This is a genomic window from Caballeronia zhejiangensis, from assembly GCF_022879815.1.
Taxonomy (GTDB): Bacteria; Pseudomonadota; Gammaproteobacteria; order Burkholderiales; family Burkholderiaceae; genus Caballeronia; species Caballeronia zhejiangensis.
The window spans coordinates 2,680,733-2,695,124 of sequence record NZ_CP084283.1; the positions used below are offsets into that span (position 1 = coordinate 2,680,733).

The 14,392-nt window shown below is 60.9% G+C and carries 12 protein-coding genes; all 12 read right to left on the bottom strand.

Features of this window, described 5'->3' with window-relative positions:
* Window positions 1-10 precede the first annotated feature (10 nt).
* The 12 genes from rpsS to rpoC all read right to left on the bottom strand — a co-directional run bounded on the left by rpsS (window position 11) and on the right by rpoC (window position 14,375).
* Window positions 11-286 carry a 30S ribosomal protein S19 gene (gene rpsS, locus LDZ23_RS12870; RefSeq protein WP_008343850.1) on the bottom strand — a complete coding sequence of 92 codons (276 nt, stop codon included), beginning with the start codon at window positions 284-286 and terminating at the stop codon, window positions 11-13.
* 10 nt (window positions 287-296) lie between these two features.
* Window positions 297-1,124 carry a 50S ribosomal protein L2 gene (gene rplB, locus LDZ23_RS12875; protein WP_008343849.1) on the bottom strand — a complete coding sequence of 276 codons (828 nt, stop codon included), beginning with the start codon at window positions 1,122-1,124 and terminating at the stop codon, window positions 297-299.
* A 2-nt stretch (window positions 1,125-1,126) separates the two neighbouring features.
* Complete coding sequence (gene rplW, locus LDZ23_RS12880; protein WP_008343846.1) at window positions 1,127-1,441, bottom strand: 50S ribosomal protein L23; 315 nt, start codon at window positions 1,439-1,441, stop codon at window positions 1,127-1,129.
* Window positions 1,438-2,058, bottom strand: coding sequence for a 50S ribosomal protein L4 (gene rplD, locus LDZ23_RS12885; RefSeq protein ID WP_008343845.1), 621 nt, complete (start codon window positions 2,056-2,058; stop codon window positions 1,438-1,440). Before rplD ends, rplW begins: the two co-directional genes overlap by 4 nt.
* Window positions 2,058-2,717, bottom strand: a complete 660-nt coding sequence (gene rplC, locus LDZ23_RS12890) for a 50S ribosomal protein L3 (protein WP_008343843.1) — start codon at window positions 2,715-2,717, stop codon at window positions 2,058-2,060. The genes rplD and rplC overlap by 1 nt, the downstream gene beginning before the upstream one ends.
* Window positions 2,718-2,927: 210 nt before the next feature.
* Window positions 2,928-3,239: a 30S ribosomal protein S10 gene (rpsJ, locus tag LDZ23_RS12895; RefSeq protein WP_006998489.1), complete on the bottom strand. Its 312-nt coding sequence runs from the start codon at window positions 3,237-3,239 to the stop codon at window positions 2,928-2,930.
* 145 nt (window positions 3,240-3,384) lie between these two features.
* Complete coding sequence (gene tuf / locus LDZ23_RS12900) at window positions 3,385-4,575, bottom strand: elongation factor Tu (protein ID WP_008343820.1); 1,191 nt, start codon at window positions 4,573-4,575, stop codon at window positions 3,385-3,387.
* A gap of 69 nt (window positions 4,576-4,644) precedes the next feature.
* On the bottom strand, window positions 4,645-6,747 hold the full coding sequence (gene fusA / locus LDZ23_RS12905; RefSeq protein WP_008343818.1) for an elongation factor G: 2,103 nt from the start codon (window positions 6,745-6,747) through the stop codon (window positions 4,645-4,647).
* A 119-nt stretch (window positions 6,748-6,866) separates the two neighbouring features.
* Entirely contained in the window at window positions 6,867-7,337 is a 471-nt protein-coding gene (gene rpsG / locus LDZ23_RS12910) for a 30S ribosomal protein S7 (RefSeq protein ID WP_008343817.1), read from the bottom strand.
* Between the two features lie 183 nt (window positions 7,338-7,520).
* Complete coding sequence (gene rpsL, locus LDZ23_RS12915) at window positions 7,521-7,901, bottom strand: 30S ribosomal protein S12 (protein WP_006998493.1); 381 nt, start codon at window positions 7,899-7,901, stop codon at window positions 7,521-7,523.
* Between the two features lie 218 nt (window positions 7,902-8,119).
* On the bottom strand, window positions 8,120-9,967 hold the full coding sequence (recQ, locus tag LDZ23_RS12920) for a DNA helicase RecQ (protein ID WP_008343806.1): 1,848 nt from the start codon (window positions 9,965-9,967) through the stop codon (window positions 8,120-8,122).
* Between the two features lie 166 nt (window positions 9,968-10,133).
* Window positions 10,134-14,375 (bottom strand): DNA-directed RNA polymerase subunit beta', encoded by a 4,242-nt coding sequence (rpoC, locus tag LDZ23_RS12925; protein ID WP_008343805.1) that lies wholly within the window; start codon window positions 14,373-14,375, stop codon window positions 10,134-10,136.
* Window positions 14,376-14,392: the final 17 nt, after the last annotated feature.

The window sequence follows — 14,392 nt, forward strand, 5'->3', positions numbered from 1 at the left end:
TGATTGCCCCTTATTTCTTGGCCTTCTTGTCGGCCGCGTGACCCTTGAACGTACGGGTCAGTGCGAACTCGCCAAGCTTGTGGCCGACCATGTTTTCCGTGACGTACACCGGAACGTGTTGGCGACCGTTGTGAACAGCGATCGTCAGACCGATGAAGTCCGGCAGAATCGTCGAACGACGCGACCAGGTCTTGATCGGCTTCTTGTCACGCGTCGATGCAGCCGCCTCAACCTTCTTCAGCAAATGAGCGTCGCAGAACGGACCTTTTTTAGCAGAACGTGTCATTGCCTACTCCTTAACGCTTGTGACGGCGCTGGACGATCATCGTCGTCGTGCGCTTGTTGCTGCGGGTGCGATAACCCTTCGTCGGCGTGCCCCACGGGCTCACCGGATCGCGACCTGCAGCCGTCTTACCTTCACCACCGCCGTGCGGGTGATCGACCGGGTTCATTGCAACACCACGCACCGTCGGACGGATACCGCGCCAGCGGTTCGCACCGGCCTTACCGATTTGACGGAGGCTGTGCTCTTCGTTGCCGACTTCACCGATCGTTGCGCGGCACTCGACGTGCACGCGGCGGATTTCGCCCGAACGCAGACGCACTTGAGCGTAGACGCCTTCGCGCGCCAGCAGCATTGCCGACGTACCAGCCGAACGCGCGATCTGCGCGCCCTTGCCCGGCAGCATTTCGATGCAGTGGATCGTGGTACCGACCGGGATATTGCGGATCGGCAGAGCGTTTCCTGCGCGGATCGGCGCTTCCGAACCGGACATCAGTTGCGCGCCGACCGCCACGCCCTTCGGCGCGATGATGTAGCGACGCTCGCCGTCTGCGTACAGAACCAGCGCGATGTTCGCGCTACGGTTCGGGTCGTACTCGAGACGTTCGACCTTCGCCGGAATGCCATCCTTGTTGCGACGGAAATCGACGATACGGTAGTGCTGCTTGTGACCACCACCTTGGTGACGCGTGGTGATACGGCCGTTGTTGTTACGGCCCGCCGACTTGGATTGCGTGTCGAGCAGCGCTGCGTGCGGCTTGCCCTTGTGCAGATCCTTGTTGACGATCTTGACCATCGCGCGGCGACCCGGCGAGGTCGGCTTAACTTTCACGATTGCCATGATTACTTGGCCTCCGCTTCAAAGTTGATTTCCTGGCCGGGCTTCAGGCAGACGTACGCCTTCTTCACGTCCTTGCGCTTGCCGTTGAAGCGGCCAAAGCGCTTTGCCTTGCCCTTCGTGACGAGCACGTTGACGGAATTGACTTCGACCTTGAACAGCAGCTCGACAGCAGCCTTGACTTCCTGCTTCGTGGCGTCCGGCGCGACTTCGAACACGACTTGTTCGTTCTTGTCGGCAACCAGCGTCGCCTTTTCGGAGATCACCGGCGCGAGCAGAACTTGCATCAAACGATGATCGTTTTTGCGAATCTCGCTCATGACAGCAACTCCTCGATCTGAGCGACCGCAGCCTTCGTGATCAGAACCTTCTTGAAGTAGATCAGCGAGAGCGGGTCGGCGTAACGCGGCTCGACAACCGCCACGTGGGCCAGGTTGCGCGACGCGAGGTACAGGTTTTCGTCGACCGTATCGGTGATGACCAACACGGAGTCGAGACCCATTGCCTTGAATTTTTCGGCCAGCAGCTTGGTCTTCGGGGCTTCGAGCACGAAGTCTTCGACCACGGCGATACGGCCTTCGCGAGCCAACTGCGAGAAAATCGAGCGGAGACCCGCGCGATGCATCTTCTTGTTGACCTTGTGCGAGAAGTTTTCTTCCGGCGAATTCGGGAAGATGCGACCACCGCCGCGCCACAACGGGCTCGACGACATACCGGCACGAGCGCGGCCCGTACCTTTCTGACGCCACGGCTTCTTGGTGGTGTGCTTGACCTGCTCGCGGTCCTTCTGCGCGCGGTTGCCGCTACGTGCGTTCGCCTGATAAGCGACGACGACCTGGTGAATCAGGGCTTCGTTGTAATCGCGACCGAACACGACGTCCGATGCGTTCACGCCAGCGCCTTCCTGACCATTGGCATTCAGGAGCTTAAGTTCCATTATTTCGCTCCTTTCACAGCACGCGTCTTGACGGCCGGGGTCACGAAGACCTTGCCACCCTTCGCACCCGGAACAGCACCGCGGACGAGCAGCAGATTGCGCTCAGCGTCGATGCGGGCGATTTCGAGATTCTGGACCGTGACGGTCTCGTCACCGAGGTGACCGGTCATGCGCTTGCCCGGGAACACGCGGCCCGGATCCTGCGCCATACCGATCGAACCCGGAACGTTGTGCGAACGCGAGTTACCGTGCGATGCGCGGCCCGAAGCGAAGTTGTAGCGCTTGATCGTACCGGCGTAGCCCTTACCGATCGACGTGCCTTGCACGTCAACTTTCTGGCCGACTTCGAAAATATCCGTACCGACGACGGCACCATTCGACAGTTCACCTGCCTTGGCCGCATCGATATGGAATTCCTTGAGGATTTCACCGGCTTGAACGCCGGCTTTGGCGAGGTGGCCCGCCAACGGCTTCGTCACGCGCGATGCGCGACGAGTACCGAATGCAACCTGAACGGCGGTATAACCATCCGTTTCAACGGTCTTGATCTGCGTCACGCGGTTGTCCGACACGTCCAGCACGGTGACGGGGATCGAATCCCCCTCAGGCGTGAAGATACGGGTCATGCCAACCTTGCGACCTACGAGTCCAAGGCTCATCGTTTTCTCCATTCCCAACTGCGATTGGTCGGGGCTGATTTACAAATGCCGGCTTCGTTACGAGAAACTGGGTCGGCTATTCTTGCACCACTTTCTTGCGCCTTTGCATGCGCATAGGCGCGAAAAGCCTTGGAGTATAACAAGGCTTTTCGAATCCTGCAAGCAATCAAAGACTTAGCTCCGTCTGGCACGCCAGCGGAGCTTTTGGACTTACTGCAGCTTGATTTCGACGTCGACGCCTGCCGGCAGGTCGAGCTTCATCAGCGCGTCGACGGTCTTGTCCGTCGGATCGACGATGTCCATCAGGCGCTGGTGGGTACGGATTTCGAGCTGGTCGCGCGACGTCTTGTTGACATGCGGCGAACGCAGGATGTCAAAACGCTGAATACGCGTCGGCAGCGGCACCGGGCCACGAACGATCGCGCCAGTCCGCTTCGCCGTGTCGACGATCTCGGCTGCCGATTGATCGATCAGGCGATAGTCGAAAGCCTTCAGACGAATGCGGATTTTCTGGTTCTGCATGACGATTCCTTGAAAAGAGCGAGGCGGTATTGCACCGCACATTGGCAAAAGAGCGTGGGACCGAGCTCTCGCGGAGAGCGAACGCCCGGTCCCGGTCGATACTGCTACTGCTTTACTTCGAGTTCAATCGAGCAAGCCCGATATCTTACTCGATAATCTTCGCCACGACACCGGCGCCGACGGTACGGCCGCCTTCGCGGATTGCGAAGCGCAGACCTTCTTCCATGGCGATCGGAGCGATCAGCTTGACCGTGATCGACACGTTGTCGCCCGGCATCACCATTTCCTTGTCCTTCGGCAGCTCGATCGAGCCCGTCACGTCCGTCGTACGGAAGTAGAACTGCGGACGGTAGTTGTTGAAGAACGGCGTGTGACGGCCGCCTTCGTCCTTGCTCAGCACGTACACTTCAGCCGTGAAGTGCGTGTGCGGCGTGATCGAACCCGGCTTGGCCAGAACCTGGCCGCGCTCCACGTCTTCACGCTTCGTGCCGCGCAGCAGGATACCGACGTTGTCGCCTGCCTGACCTTGGTCGAGCAGCTTGCGGAACATTTCCACGCCCGTGCAGGTCGTCTTCACCGTCGGCTTGATACCGACGATTTCGATTTCCTCGCCGACCTTGACGATGCCGCGCTCGACGCGACCCGTCACCACCGTGCCGCGACCCGAGATCGAGAACACGTCTTCCACCGGCATCAGGAACGCGCCGTCAACTGCACGCTCCGGCGTCGGGATGTACGAATCCAGCGCGTCGGCCAGGTTCATGATCGCCACTTCGCCCAGCTCGCCCTTGTCGCCTTCCAGCGCCAGCTTGGCCGAACCCTTGATGATCGGGGTGTCGTCGCCCGGGAAGTCGTACTTCGACAGCAGTTCGCGCACTTCCATTTCGACGAGCTCGAGCAGCTCGGCGTCGTCCACCATGTCGCACTTGTTCAGGAACACGATGATGTACGGCACGCCAACCTGACGGGCCAGCAGGATGTGCTCACGCGTTTGCGGCATCGGGCCATCAGCAGCCGAACACACCAGGATTGCGCCGTCCATCTGCGCGGCGCCCGTGATCATGTTCTTCACGTAGTCGGCGTGGCCCGGGCAGTCGACGTGTGCGTAGTGGCGGTTAGCCGTTTCGTACTCGACGTGCGCGGTGTTGATGGTAATACCGCGCGCCTTTTCTTCCGGCGCTGCGTCGATCTGGTCGTACGCCTTCGCTTCGCCGCCGAACTTCTGCGTGAGAACCGTCGTGATCGCTGCCGTCAGCGTGGTCTTGCCGTGGTCAACGTGACCGATCGTGCCCACGTTCACGTGCGGCTTGGTCCGCTCGAATTTACCTTTTGCCATGATTACCTTCGTTCAAAAGTTTGGTTATCGGTTTAAAGCTTGTGGCTTGCGCCGAATTACTTGCGGGAATTACTTACCCTTGGCGTTGATGATCGCGTCGGCGACGTTACGCGGAGCTTCAGCATAGTGCTTGAATTCCATCGTGTACGTTGCACGGCCTTGCGTCAGCGAACGCAGCGAGGTCGAGTAGCCGAACATTTCCGACAGCGGCACTTCGGCGCGGACGATCTTGCCGCCGCCAACCATGTCTTCCATGCCCTGGACGATACCGCGACGGCCCGACAAATCGCCCATCACGTTGCCCATGTAGTCTTCAGGCGTTTCGACTTCCACAGCCATCATCGGTTCGAGGATGACCGGGCTTGCCTTGCGCATTGCTTCCTTGAAGGCCATCGAACCGGCCATGCGGAACGCGTTTTCGTTCGAGTCGACGTCGTGGTACGAACCGAACGTCAGGTGAACCTTCACGTCCACAACCGGGAAGCCAGCCAGCACGCCCGACTTCAGCGTTTCCTGGATGCCCTTGTCCACTGCCGGGATGTATTCGCGCGGAATCACACCGCCCTTGATCTCGTCCAGGAACTCGTAGCCCTTGCCCTGCTCGTTCGGCTCGAGCGTGATGACCGCGTGACCGTACTGGCCGCGACCACCCGACTGCTTGACGAACTTGCCGTCGACGTCTGCCGCCGTCGTGCGGATCGTTTCGCGGTATGCAACCTGCGGCTTGCCGACGGTCGCTTCCACGTTGAATTCGCGCTTCATGCGGTCGACCAGAATTTCGAGGTGGAGCTCGCCCATGCCCGAAATGATGGTCTGGCCCGATTCTTCGTCCGTCTGGACGCGGAACGACGGGTCTTCCTGCGCGAGACGGTTCAGCGCCAGGCCCATCTTTTCCTGGTCAGCCTTCGTCTTCGGCTCGACTGCCTGCGAAATCACCGGTTCCGGGAAAATCATGCGTTCCAGAACGATCGGGTGCTGCGGATCGCACAGCGTGTCGCCCGTGGTCGCTTCCTTCAGGCCGACGGCCGCGGCGATGTCGCCCGCGCGAACTTCCTTGATTTCTTCGCGCTGGTTCGCGTGCATCTGCAGAATACGGCCCAGACGTTCCTTCTTGTCCTTGGTCGCGTTCAGCACGGTGTCACCCGAATTCACGACGCCCGAGTACACGCGGAAGAAGATCAGCTGACCGACGAACGGGTCCGTCATGATCTTGAACGCCAGCGACGAGAACTTCTCGTCGTCGGCTGCGCGACGCTCGGCCTTTTCACCGCTTTCGAGTTCGCCCGTAACCGGGGGAATGTCGACCGGCGACGGCAGGAAGTCGATCACGGCGTCGAGCATGCGCTGCACGCCCTTGTTCTTGAACGCGGTGCCGCACAGCATCGGCTGGATTTCGCACGCGATGGTCCGGTCGCGGATCGCCTTGACGATCTCCGCTTCGCTCAGCTCTTCGCCGCCGAGGTACTTTTCCATCAGCTCTTCGCTGGCTTCCGCAGCCGACTCGATCATCTTCTCGCGCCACTCGTTGCACGTGTCAACGAGTTCGGCCGGGATGTCGACGTAGTCGAACTTCGTGCCTTGCGATGCTTCGTCCCAAATGATCGCTTTCATCTTCAGGAGGTCGACGACGCCCTTGAAGTTTTCTTCGGCGCCGATCGGCACGACGACGGGAACCGGGTTCGCCTTCAGGCGGTTCTTCAGTTGGTCATAGACCTTGAAGAAGTTCGCGCCGGTACGGTCCATCTTGTTGACGAACGCGAGACGGGGAACCTTGTACTTGTTCGCCTGGCGCCACACGGTTTCCGACTGCGGCTGAACGCCGCCCACTGCGCAGTAGACCATGCACGCGCCGTCGAGAACGCGCATCGAGCGTTCCACTTCGATCGTGAAGTCGACGTGTCCCGGCGTGTCGATGATGTTGATGCGGTGCTCGGGGTAGTTGCCGCCCATGCCCTTCCAGAAGGCCGTGGTAGCAGCCGACGTGATGGTGATGCCGCGCTCCTGCTCCTGCTCCATCCAGTCCATCGTTGCTGCGCCGTCGTGAACTTCACCGATCTTGTGGTTCACGCCCGTGTAGAACAGGATGCGCTCGGTCGTCGTCGTCTTGCCGGCGTCGATGTGAGCGCTAATACCGATATTGCGGTAGCGCTCGATAGGTGTCTTGCGAGCCACTTTGGATCCTTTTTCGGTCGACGCGCCGGCGAAATACCGGCCGCGTCCTAACACAAACGGGCGAGGCGCCAAAACTAGCGCACCCGCCCTGATTTTCCGTTTGCCCGGTGAGCGGGAGCTTAGAAACGGAAGTGCGAGAATGCCTTGTTGGCTTCTGCCATGCGGTGAACTTCGTCGCGCTTCTTCATTGCGCCACCACGGCCTTCAGCCGCCTCCTGCAGTTCACCTGCGAGACGCAGGGCCATCGACTTTTCGCTGCGCTTCTTCGCGGCTTCACGCAACCAACGCATCGCCAATGCCATACGACGCGAGGGACGCACTTCGACCGGAACCTGATAGTTCGCACCACCAACGCGACGGCTCTTCACTTCGACCACCGGCTTCACGTTGTTGAGCGCAACCGTGAACACTTCCAGCGGGTCCTTGCCACCCTTGGTCTGGATCTGTTCAAAAGCGCCGTACACGATACGCTCGGCAACCGACTTCTTGCCGGAGAGCATCAGCACGTTCATGAACTTGGCTACATCTACGTTGCCGAACTTCGGATCCGGCAACACTTCCCGCTTGGGGACTTCGCGACGACGCGGCATGATTCTTCCTTTACTTTTTCAGTTGGAGCGATTCCCCGCTCCGCGGCCACCAACTAACCCGATCCATCTATTCGACTAAACCAGCTTGGCCGGGTGACCACTTACTCGATAGCACCGGCACTTCCGGCACCACCGCCTTTACCGCCTTGCGGCGACCTTGATTCGTTACTTCCGACCGGCGACTTACTTGCCAGCCTTAGCGCGCTTCGCACCGTACTTCGAGCGAGCTTGCTTACGGTCCTTGACGCCCTGGGTATCCAGCGAGCCGCGAACCATGTGGTAACGCACGCCCGGCAAGTCCTTCACACGGCCGCCGCGGATCAGCACGACCGAGTGCTCTTGCAGGTTGTGGCCTTCACCGCCGATGTACGAAATGACTTCGAAGCCGTTGGTCAGGCGAACCTTGGCGACCTTACGGAGTGCCGAGTTCGGCTTCTTCGGCGTCGTCGTGTACACGCGGGTGCACACGCCGCGACGCTGCGGGCAGTCCTGCAGGGCCGGCGACTTGCTCTTCGTCGTTTCCGACGCGCGGCCTTTGCGAACCAGTTGATTGATGGTTGGCATTGTCTAATCCTAAAAATGAACAAAATCCACGCAATTCGATCGGGCAAAGCGAAATGAATTGCGTGTTTAGCGATCTCGCCGACGATTCCCGCGCTTCGCATCCGGCACTAGGCCAGATCCGAAGACGGACCAATGACGAGAACCAAGCATGATATTCTGAAAATCGCAATCGGGTCAATACGTTGCGACGATTTCGATGGATTTTCGAGCGACGAATCTCAATCCGAACCGACGACGTCGAGCAGTTCGTCGCCGAAACGCTCCAGTTTGCGCACGCCGATGCCGGGAATATGGCGCAAGTCGTCGATCGTATCGGGGTCGCTGCGCGCGATTTCGGCGAGCGTCGCGTCGTGGAAGATGACGTAGGCGGGCACGCCGTCGCTCTTTGCGGTTTCCGCGCGCCAGGTCCGCAAGCGCTCCCAGCGCGACTTCTCGCGCGGTGACATGCCTGCGGTCGGATCCGCGCGTTCGCCCGTGCGGCTCGACGACTGCCGCGCGCGCGTCGGCTTCACGTATTTGCGCAGCGTGACGCGCTCTTCGCCCTTGAGTACTGGCTTGCTGGCATCCGTCAGAACGAGCGCGCCGAAGCCGTCGTGATCGACTGCGAGATAGCCGAACGCCACCAATTGCCGGAACACTGCGCGCCACTCGGGCTCGGACAGCGCCGCGCCGACGCCAAACGTCGAAATTTTCTCGTGGCCGCGTTGCAGGACCTTTTCGCTGCGCGTGCCGCGCAGAATGTCGATCAGGTGCCCGGCACCGAAATGGAATCCGCTCGCCCGCTGTGCGCGATACACGCACGACAGCGCCATCTGCGCCTCGCGAGTGGCATCGAAGGACGCGGGCGGCTCGATGCACGTATCGCAATTGCCGCACGGCGTGCTCGTCTCGCCGAAGTACGCGAGCAAACGCACGCGGCGGCACGTGGCCGCCTCGCAAAGTCCAAGCAGTGCATCGAGCTTGCCGGTCTGCACCCGCTTGTGGGCGTCGTCGGCGTCGGATTCGTCGATCATCTTCCGCTGCTGCACGACGTCGCCCAATCCGTAAGCCATCCACGCGTTCGCCGGCAAGCCGTCGCGGCCCGCGCGTCCGGTTTCCTGGTAGTAGCCCTCGACGCTCTTCGGCAAATCCAGATGCGCGACGAAGCGCACGTCCGGCTTGTCGATGCCCATGCCGAACGCGATGGTCGCGCACATGACGATGCCTTCCTCGCGCTGGAACATCTCCTGATGCTTCTGGCGCGTCTCGAACTCCATGCCCGCGTGATACGGCAACGCGCGGATGCCCTGGCCCTTCAGCCAGTCTGCGGTTTCCTCGACTTTGCGGCGCGACAGGCAATAGACGACGCCCGCATCGGTGGTGCCGTCCTTGTTCGTATGCTCCGCGCGGATGAAATCGAGCAGCTGCGAGCGCGCATTGTCCTTTTCGACGATCCGATAACGAATGTTCGGCCGATCGAAGCTCGAAACGAAGATGCGCGCGTCGTCGAGCGCGAGGCGATGCACGATTTCGTCGCGCGTGATCGCATCGGCGGTCGCGGTGAGCGCGATGCGCGGCACATCGGGAAACCGCTCGTGCAGCACGGAAAGCTGAATGTATTCAGGGCGGAAATCGTGCCCCCATTGCGAAACGCAATGTGCCTCGTCGATCGCGAAAAGACCGACCGGCGCGCTGTCGAGGAGATCGAGAAAACGCGGTGTCATCAGGCGTTCAGGCGCGACATACAGCAAGTCGATCTCGCCGTTGCGCAGGGCGCGCTCGGTCGCGGCTGCTTCGGCGCCGGACAACGTGGAATTGAGATACGCGGCGCGCACGCCCACCTCGGTCAGCGCGGCGACCTGATCCTGCATCAACGCGATGAGAGGCGACACGACGATGCCCGCCCCGAAACCCGCCTCGCGCCGTACCAGCGACGGTATCTGATAGCACAGCGACTTGCCGCCGCCGGTGGGCATCAGCACGAGGGAATCGCCGCCGTTCGCGACATGCTCGACGATCTCCGCCTGTTGTCCGCGAAATGCGGGATAGCCGAAGATTTCGTTGAGTATTTCGAGCGACCGGGACATGTGGAAAAGCGCGCACTGCGACGTGGGAGATAACGAATTCTACCAACGCATTAGCGCGTGAAACCGGCGTTAGCCATTCGGACGATGCCGGCAGCGAAACGTGCAGACGAAAAAAAACCGCCCAGCCGAAGCTGAGCGGTTCATCGATGCTACTAGCGAGAGACGCTTACTCGTTGGTGTGCGGCTGCTGCTCCGCCGCCGGCGTTTCCGGCGTGCCGAAGTCGAAAGCCTCTTCGGCCGCGATCTGGTCGAAACGCTCGCGATCCGACGATTCCTTCGCCTTGCGCGCCTTGTGGAACGCGAGACCCGTACCGGCCGGAATCAGACGGCCGACGATCACGTTTTCCTTCAGGCCACGCAGATCGTCGCGCTTGCCCATGATCGCCGCTTCGGTCAGCACGCGGGTCGTTTCCTGGAACGACGCCGCCGAGATGAACGAATCGGTCGACAGCGATGCCTTCGTGATACCGAGCAGCACGTTGTCGTACGTCGCCGGACGCTTGTCTTCCGCGATCATCTTGTCGTTCTCGTCGAGCATGTCCGAACGCTCGACTTGTTCGCCAGGAATGAAACGCGTATCGCCGTTGTCGACGATCTGCACGCGGCGCAGCATCTGACGCACGATCACTTCGATGTGCTTGTCGTTGATCTTCACGCCCTGCAGACGGTACACGTCCTGCACTTCGTCCACGATGTAGCGCGACAACGCCTCGATACCCTGCAGACGCAGGATGTCGTGCGGATCGGCAGGACCGTCGACGATCATTTCGCCCTTGTTGACGACCTGACCGTCGTGCACCAGCACCTGCTTTTCCTTCGCGATCAGGAACTCGTGCTGATTGCCCTCGAGGTCCGTGATGACGAGACGCTGCTTGCCCTTCGTGTCCTTGCCGAACGACGTCGTGCCAGTGACTTCCGCCAGAATGCCGGCGTCCTTCGGCGAGCGCGCCTCGAACAGTTCGGCCACGCGCGGCAGACCACCGGTAATGTCACGCGTCTTCTGCGCTTCAACCGGGATACGCGCCAGCACTTCACCGACCTGCACCTGCTGACCATCCTTCACGGTGATCAGTGCGCCGACTTGGAAGCCGATCTGCACCGAATGCTCGGTGTTCGGGATCTTCACTTCCTCGCCGTTCGCGTCGAGCAGCTTCACCTGCGGACGCACGCTCTTGCCAGCCTGCGAGCCACGGCGCTTCGCGTCGATCACGACCAGGGTCGAAAGACCGGTCACGTCGTCGATCTGCTTTGCGACCGTCACGCCTTCCTCGACGTTCTCGAACTTCACCGTACCGCCCCACTCGGTGATGATCGGACGCGTCAGCGGATCCCATTGAGCCAGTTGCGTACCGGCCTTGATCGCAGCGCCGTCGAGTTGCAGCAGCGTTGCGCCGTACGGAATCTTGTGACGCTCACGCTCGCGACCGAAGTCGTCCGCGATGATCGCCTCGCCGGAACGCGAAATGACGACCTGCTCGCCCTTCGCGTTGGTGACGTAACGCATCGTGGCCGTGAAGCGCAGCGTACCGTTGCTCTTCGCTTCCACCGTCGAAGCCACCGCCGCACGCGATGCCGCACCACCGATGTGGAACGTACGCATCGTCAGCTGCGTGCCCGGCTCGCCGATCGACTGAGCAGCGATCACACCGACTGCCTCACCGACGTTCACGCGCGAACCGCGGCCCAGGTCGCGGCCGTAGCACGCGGCGCACAGGCCATAACGCGTCTCGCAGGTGAGCGGCGTGCGCACGCGCACTTCGTCGATGCCGAGGCGCTCGATTTCCTCCACCGCATCTTCGTCGAGCAGATCGCCCGAAGCGTAGATCGTTTCCTGCGTTTCCGGATTGACGACGTCCGCCACCGCGACGCGACCGAGAATACGGTCACGCAGCGCTTCGACGACTTCACCGCCTTCCACCAACGCCTTCATCGCCACGCCGTTCGACGTGCCGCAATCGTCTTCGACGACGACCAGATCCTGCGTCACGTCGACGAGACGACGCGTCAGGTAACCCGAGTTCGCGGTCTTCAACGCCGTGTCCGCCAGACCCTTACGAGCGCCGTGCGTCGAGATGAAGTACTGCAACACGTTCAGGCCTTCGCGGAAGTTCGCGGTAATCGGCGTCTCGATGATCGAGCCGTCCGGCTTCGCCATCAGGCCGCGCATACCGGCGAGCTGACGAATCTGCACCGCGGAACCACGCGCGCCCGAGTCGGCCATCATGTAGATGGAGTTGAACGACTCCTGCTTCGTTTCGTTGCCGTCGCGATCGACCACCGGCTCCGTTGCGAGCTGCTCCATCATCGCCTTGCCGACCGCTTCCGACGTTGCCGACCAGATGTCGACCACGTTGTTGTAGCGCTCCTGCGCGGTGACGAGACCCGACATGTACTGACGGTCGTATTCCTTCACCTTCTTCGCGGCGTCGCCGACGATGGTTTCCTTCTGCGGCGGCACGAGCATGTCATCGACGCAAATCGAGATACCGGCGCGCGTTGCGAGACGGAAGCCCATTTGCATCAGCTGGTCGGCGAAGATCACCGTTTCGCGCAGACCGCACTTGCGGAACGCCGTGTTGATCAGCTGCGAAATCTGCTTCTTCTTCAGCGGCTTGTTCAGCACCGTGAACGGCAGGCCCGGCGGCAGAATCTCCGACAGGATCGAACGGCCGACGGTCGTCGCGTACAGCGAGATCTTCGGCACGAACTTCGGCGCACCTTCACTCTGGTCTTCGTTCGCCACCATTTCGGTGATACGCACGTTGACGCGCGATGCCAGTTCGACTTCCTTGTTCTCGTACGCGCGGATCACTTCCGACACGCCCGTGAACGTCATGCCTTCGCCCTTGCCGTTGATCGCTTCGCGCGACGCGTAGTACAGGCCCAGCACGATATCCTGCGACGGCACGATCGACGGATCGCCGTTGGCCGGGAACAGGACGTTGTTCGACGCCAGCATCAGCGTGCGCGCTTCCATCTGCGCTTCGAGCGACAGCGGAACGTGCACGGCCATCTGGTCGCCGTCGAAGTCGGCGTTGAACGCCGCGCAAACGAGCGGATGCAGCTGGATCGCCTTACCTTCGATCAGCACCGGCTCGAAAGCCTGAATGCCGAGACGGTGAAGAGTAGGCGCGCGGTTCAGCATCACCGGATGCTCGCGAATGACTTCTTCGAGAATGTCCCACACGACCGGCGTCTGGTTCTCAACTTCCTTCTTCGCGGCCTTGATGGTCGTCGCGACGCCCATCACTTCCAGCTTGTTGAAGATGAACGGCTTGAACAGTTCGAGCGCCATCAGCTTCGGCAGACCGCACTGATGCAGCTTGAGCGTCGGGCCGACCACGATCACCGAACGGCCCGAATAGTCCACACGCTTACCGAGCAGGTTCTGACGGAAACGACCGCCCTTACCCTTGATCATGTCAGCGAGCGACTTCAGCGGACGCTTGTTCGCGCCGGTCATCGCCTTGCCGCGACGGCCGTTGTCGAGCAGCGAATCGACGGCTTCCTGCAGCATCCGCTTTTCGTTGCGGACGATGATTTCAGGCGCCTTCAGTTCGAGCAGACGCTTCAACCGGTTGTTACGGTTGATGACGCGGCGATACAGGTCGTTCAGGTCCGACGTCGCGAAACGGCCGCCGTCCAGCGGCACGAGCGGGCGCAGTTCCGGCGGCAGCACCGGCAGCACGTCGAGCACCATCCAGTCAGGCTTGATGCCCGAACGCTGGAAAGCCTCGAGCACTTTCAGGCGCTTCGCGTACTTCTTGATCTTCGCTTCGGAACCGGTGTTCTTCAGTTCCGTGCGCAGCGTCTCGACCTGTTCGTCGATGTTGATCGCGCGCAGCAGTTCGCGCACGCCTTCCGCGCCCATTTCGGCACGGAACTCGTCACCGTACTCTTCGACCTTGTTGTAGTAATCCTCTTCGGTCATGATCTGCCGCGCTTTCAGCGGCGTCATGCCCGGATCGATCACCACGTATGCTTCGAAGTACAGCACGCGCTCGATGTCGCGCAGCGTCATGTCGAGCACCATGCCCAGACGCGACGGCAGCGACTTCAGGAACCAGATGTGCGCGACTGGCGAGGCCAGTTCGATGTGGCCCATCCGTTCGCGGCGCACCTTGGCCAGCGTCACTTCGACGCCGCACTTCTCGCAGATCACGCCGCGATGCTTCAGGCGCTTGTACTTGCCGCACAGGCATTCGTAGTCCTTGATCGGACCAAAAATCTTCGCGCAGAACAGACCATCCCGCTCCGGCTTGAACGTGCGGTAATTGATGGTCTCCGGCTTCTTCACTTCGCCGAACGACCAAGAACGAATCTTGTCGGGCGACGCGAGGCCGATCTTGATCGCATCAAAAACTTCTTCTTGTTGGACTTGCTTGAATAGATCGAGCAGAGCTTTCATTGCTTTCTCTCCGTAGT

Bases quoted from the DNA above. Each gene is read 5' to 3' on its own strand.
- recQ (WP_008343806.1), bottom strand. From the start codon at position 9,967: ATGTCCCGGTCGCTCGAAATACTCAACGAAATCTTCGGCTATCCCGCA.
- rplC (WP_008343843.1), bottom strand. From the start codon at position 2,717: ATGAGCCTTGGACTCGTAGGTCGCAAGGTTGGCATGACCCGTATCTTC.
- rplD (WP_008343845.1), bottom strand. From the start codon at position 2,058: ATGGAACTTAAGCTCCTGAATGCCAATGGTCAGGAAGGCGCTGGCGTG.
- rpsL (WP_006998493.1), bottom strand. From the start codon at position 7,901: ATGCCAACCATCAATCAACTGGTTCGCAAAGGCCGCGCGTCGGAAACG.
- tuf (WP_008343820.1), bottom strand. From the start codon at position 4,575: ATGGCAAAAGGTAAATTCGAGCGGACCAAGCCGCACGTGAACGTGGGC.
- rplW (WP_008343846.1), bottom strand. From the start codon at position 1,441: ATGAGCGAGATTCGCAAAAACGATCATCGTTTGATGCAAGTTCTGCTC.
- rpoC (WP_008343805.1), bottom strand. From the start codon at position 14,375: ATGAAAGCTCTGCTCGATCTATTCAAGCAAGTCCAACAAGAAGAAGTT.
- rpsJ (WP_006998489.1), bottom strand. From the start codon at position 3,239: ATGCAGAACCAGAAAATCCGCATTCGTCTGAAGGCTTTCGACTATCGC.
- rplB (WP_008343849.1), bottom strand. From the start codon at position 1,124: ATGGCAATCGTGAAAGTTAAGCCGACCTCGCCGGGTCGCCGCGCGATG.
- rpsS (WP_008343850.1), bottom strand. From the start codon at position 286: ATGACACGTTCTGCTAAAAAAGGTCCGTTCTGCGACGCTCATTTGCTG.
- rpsG (WP_008343817.1), bottom strand. From the start codon at position 7,337: ATGCCGCGTCGTCGCGAAGTCCCCAAGCGGGAAGTGTTGCCGGATCCG.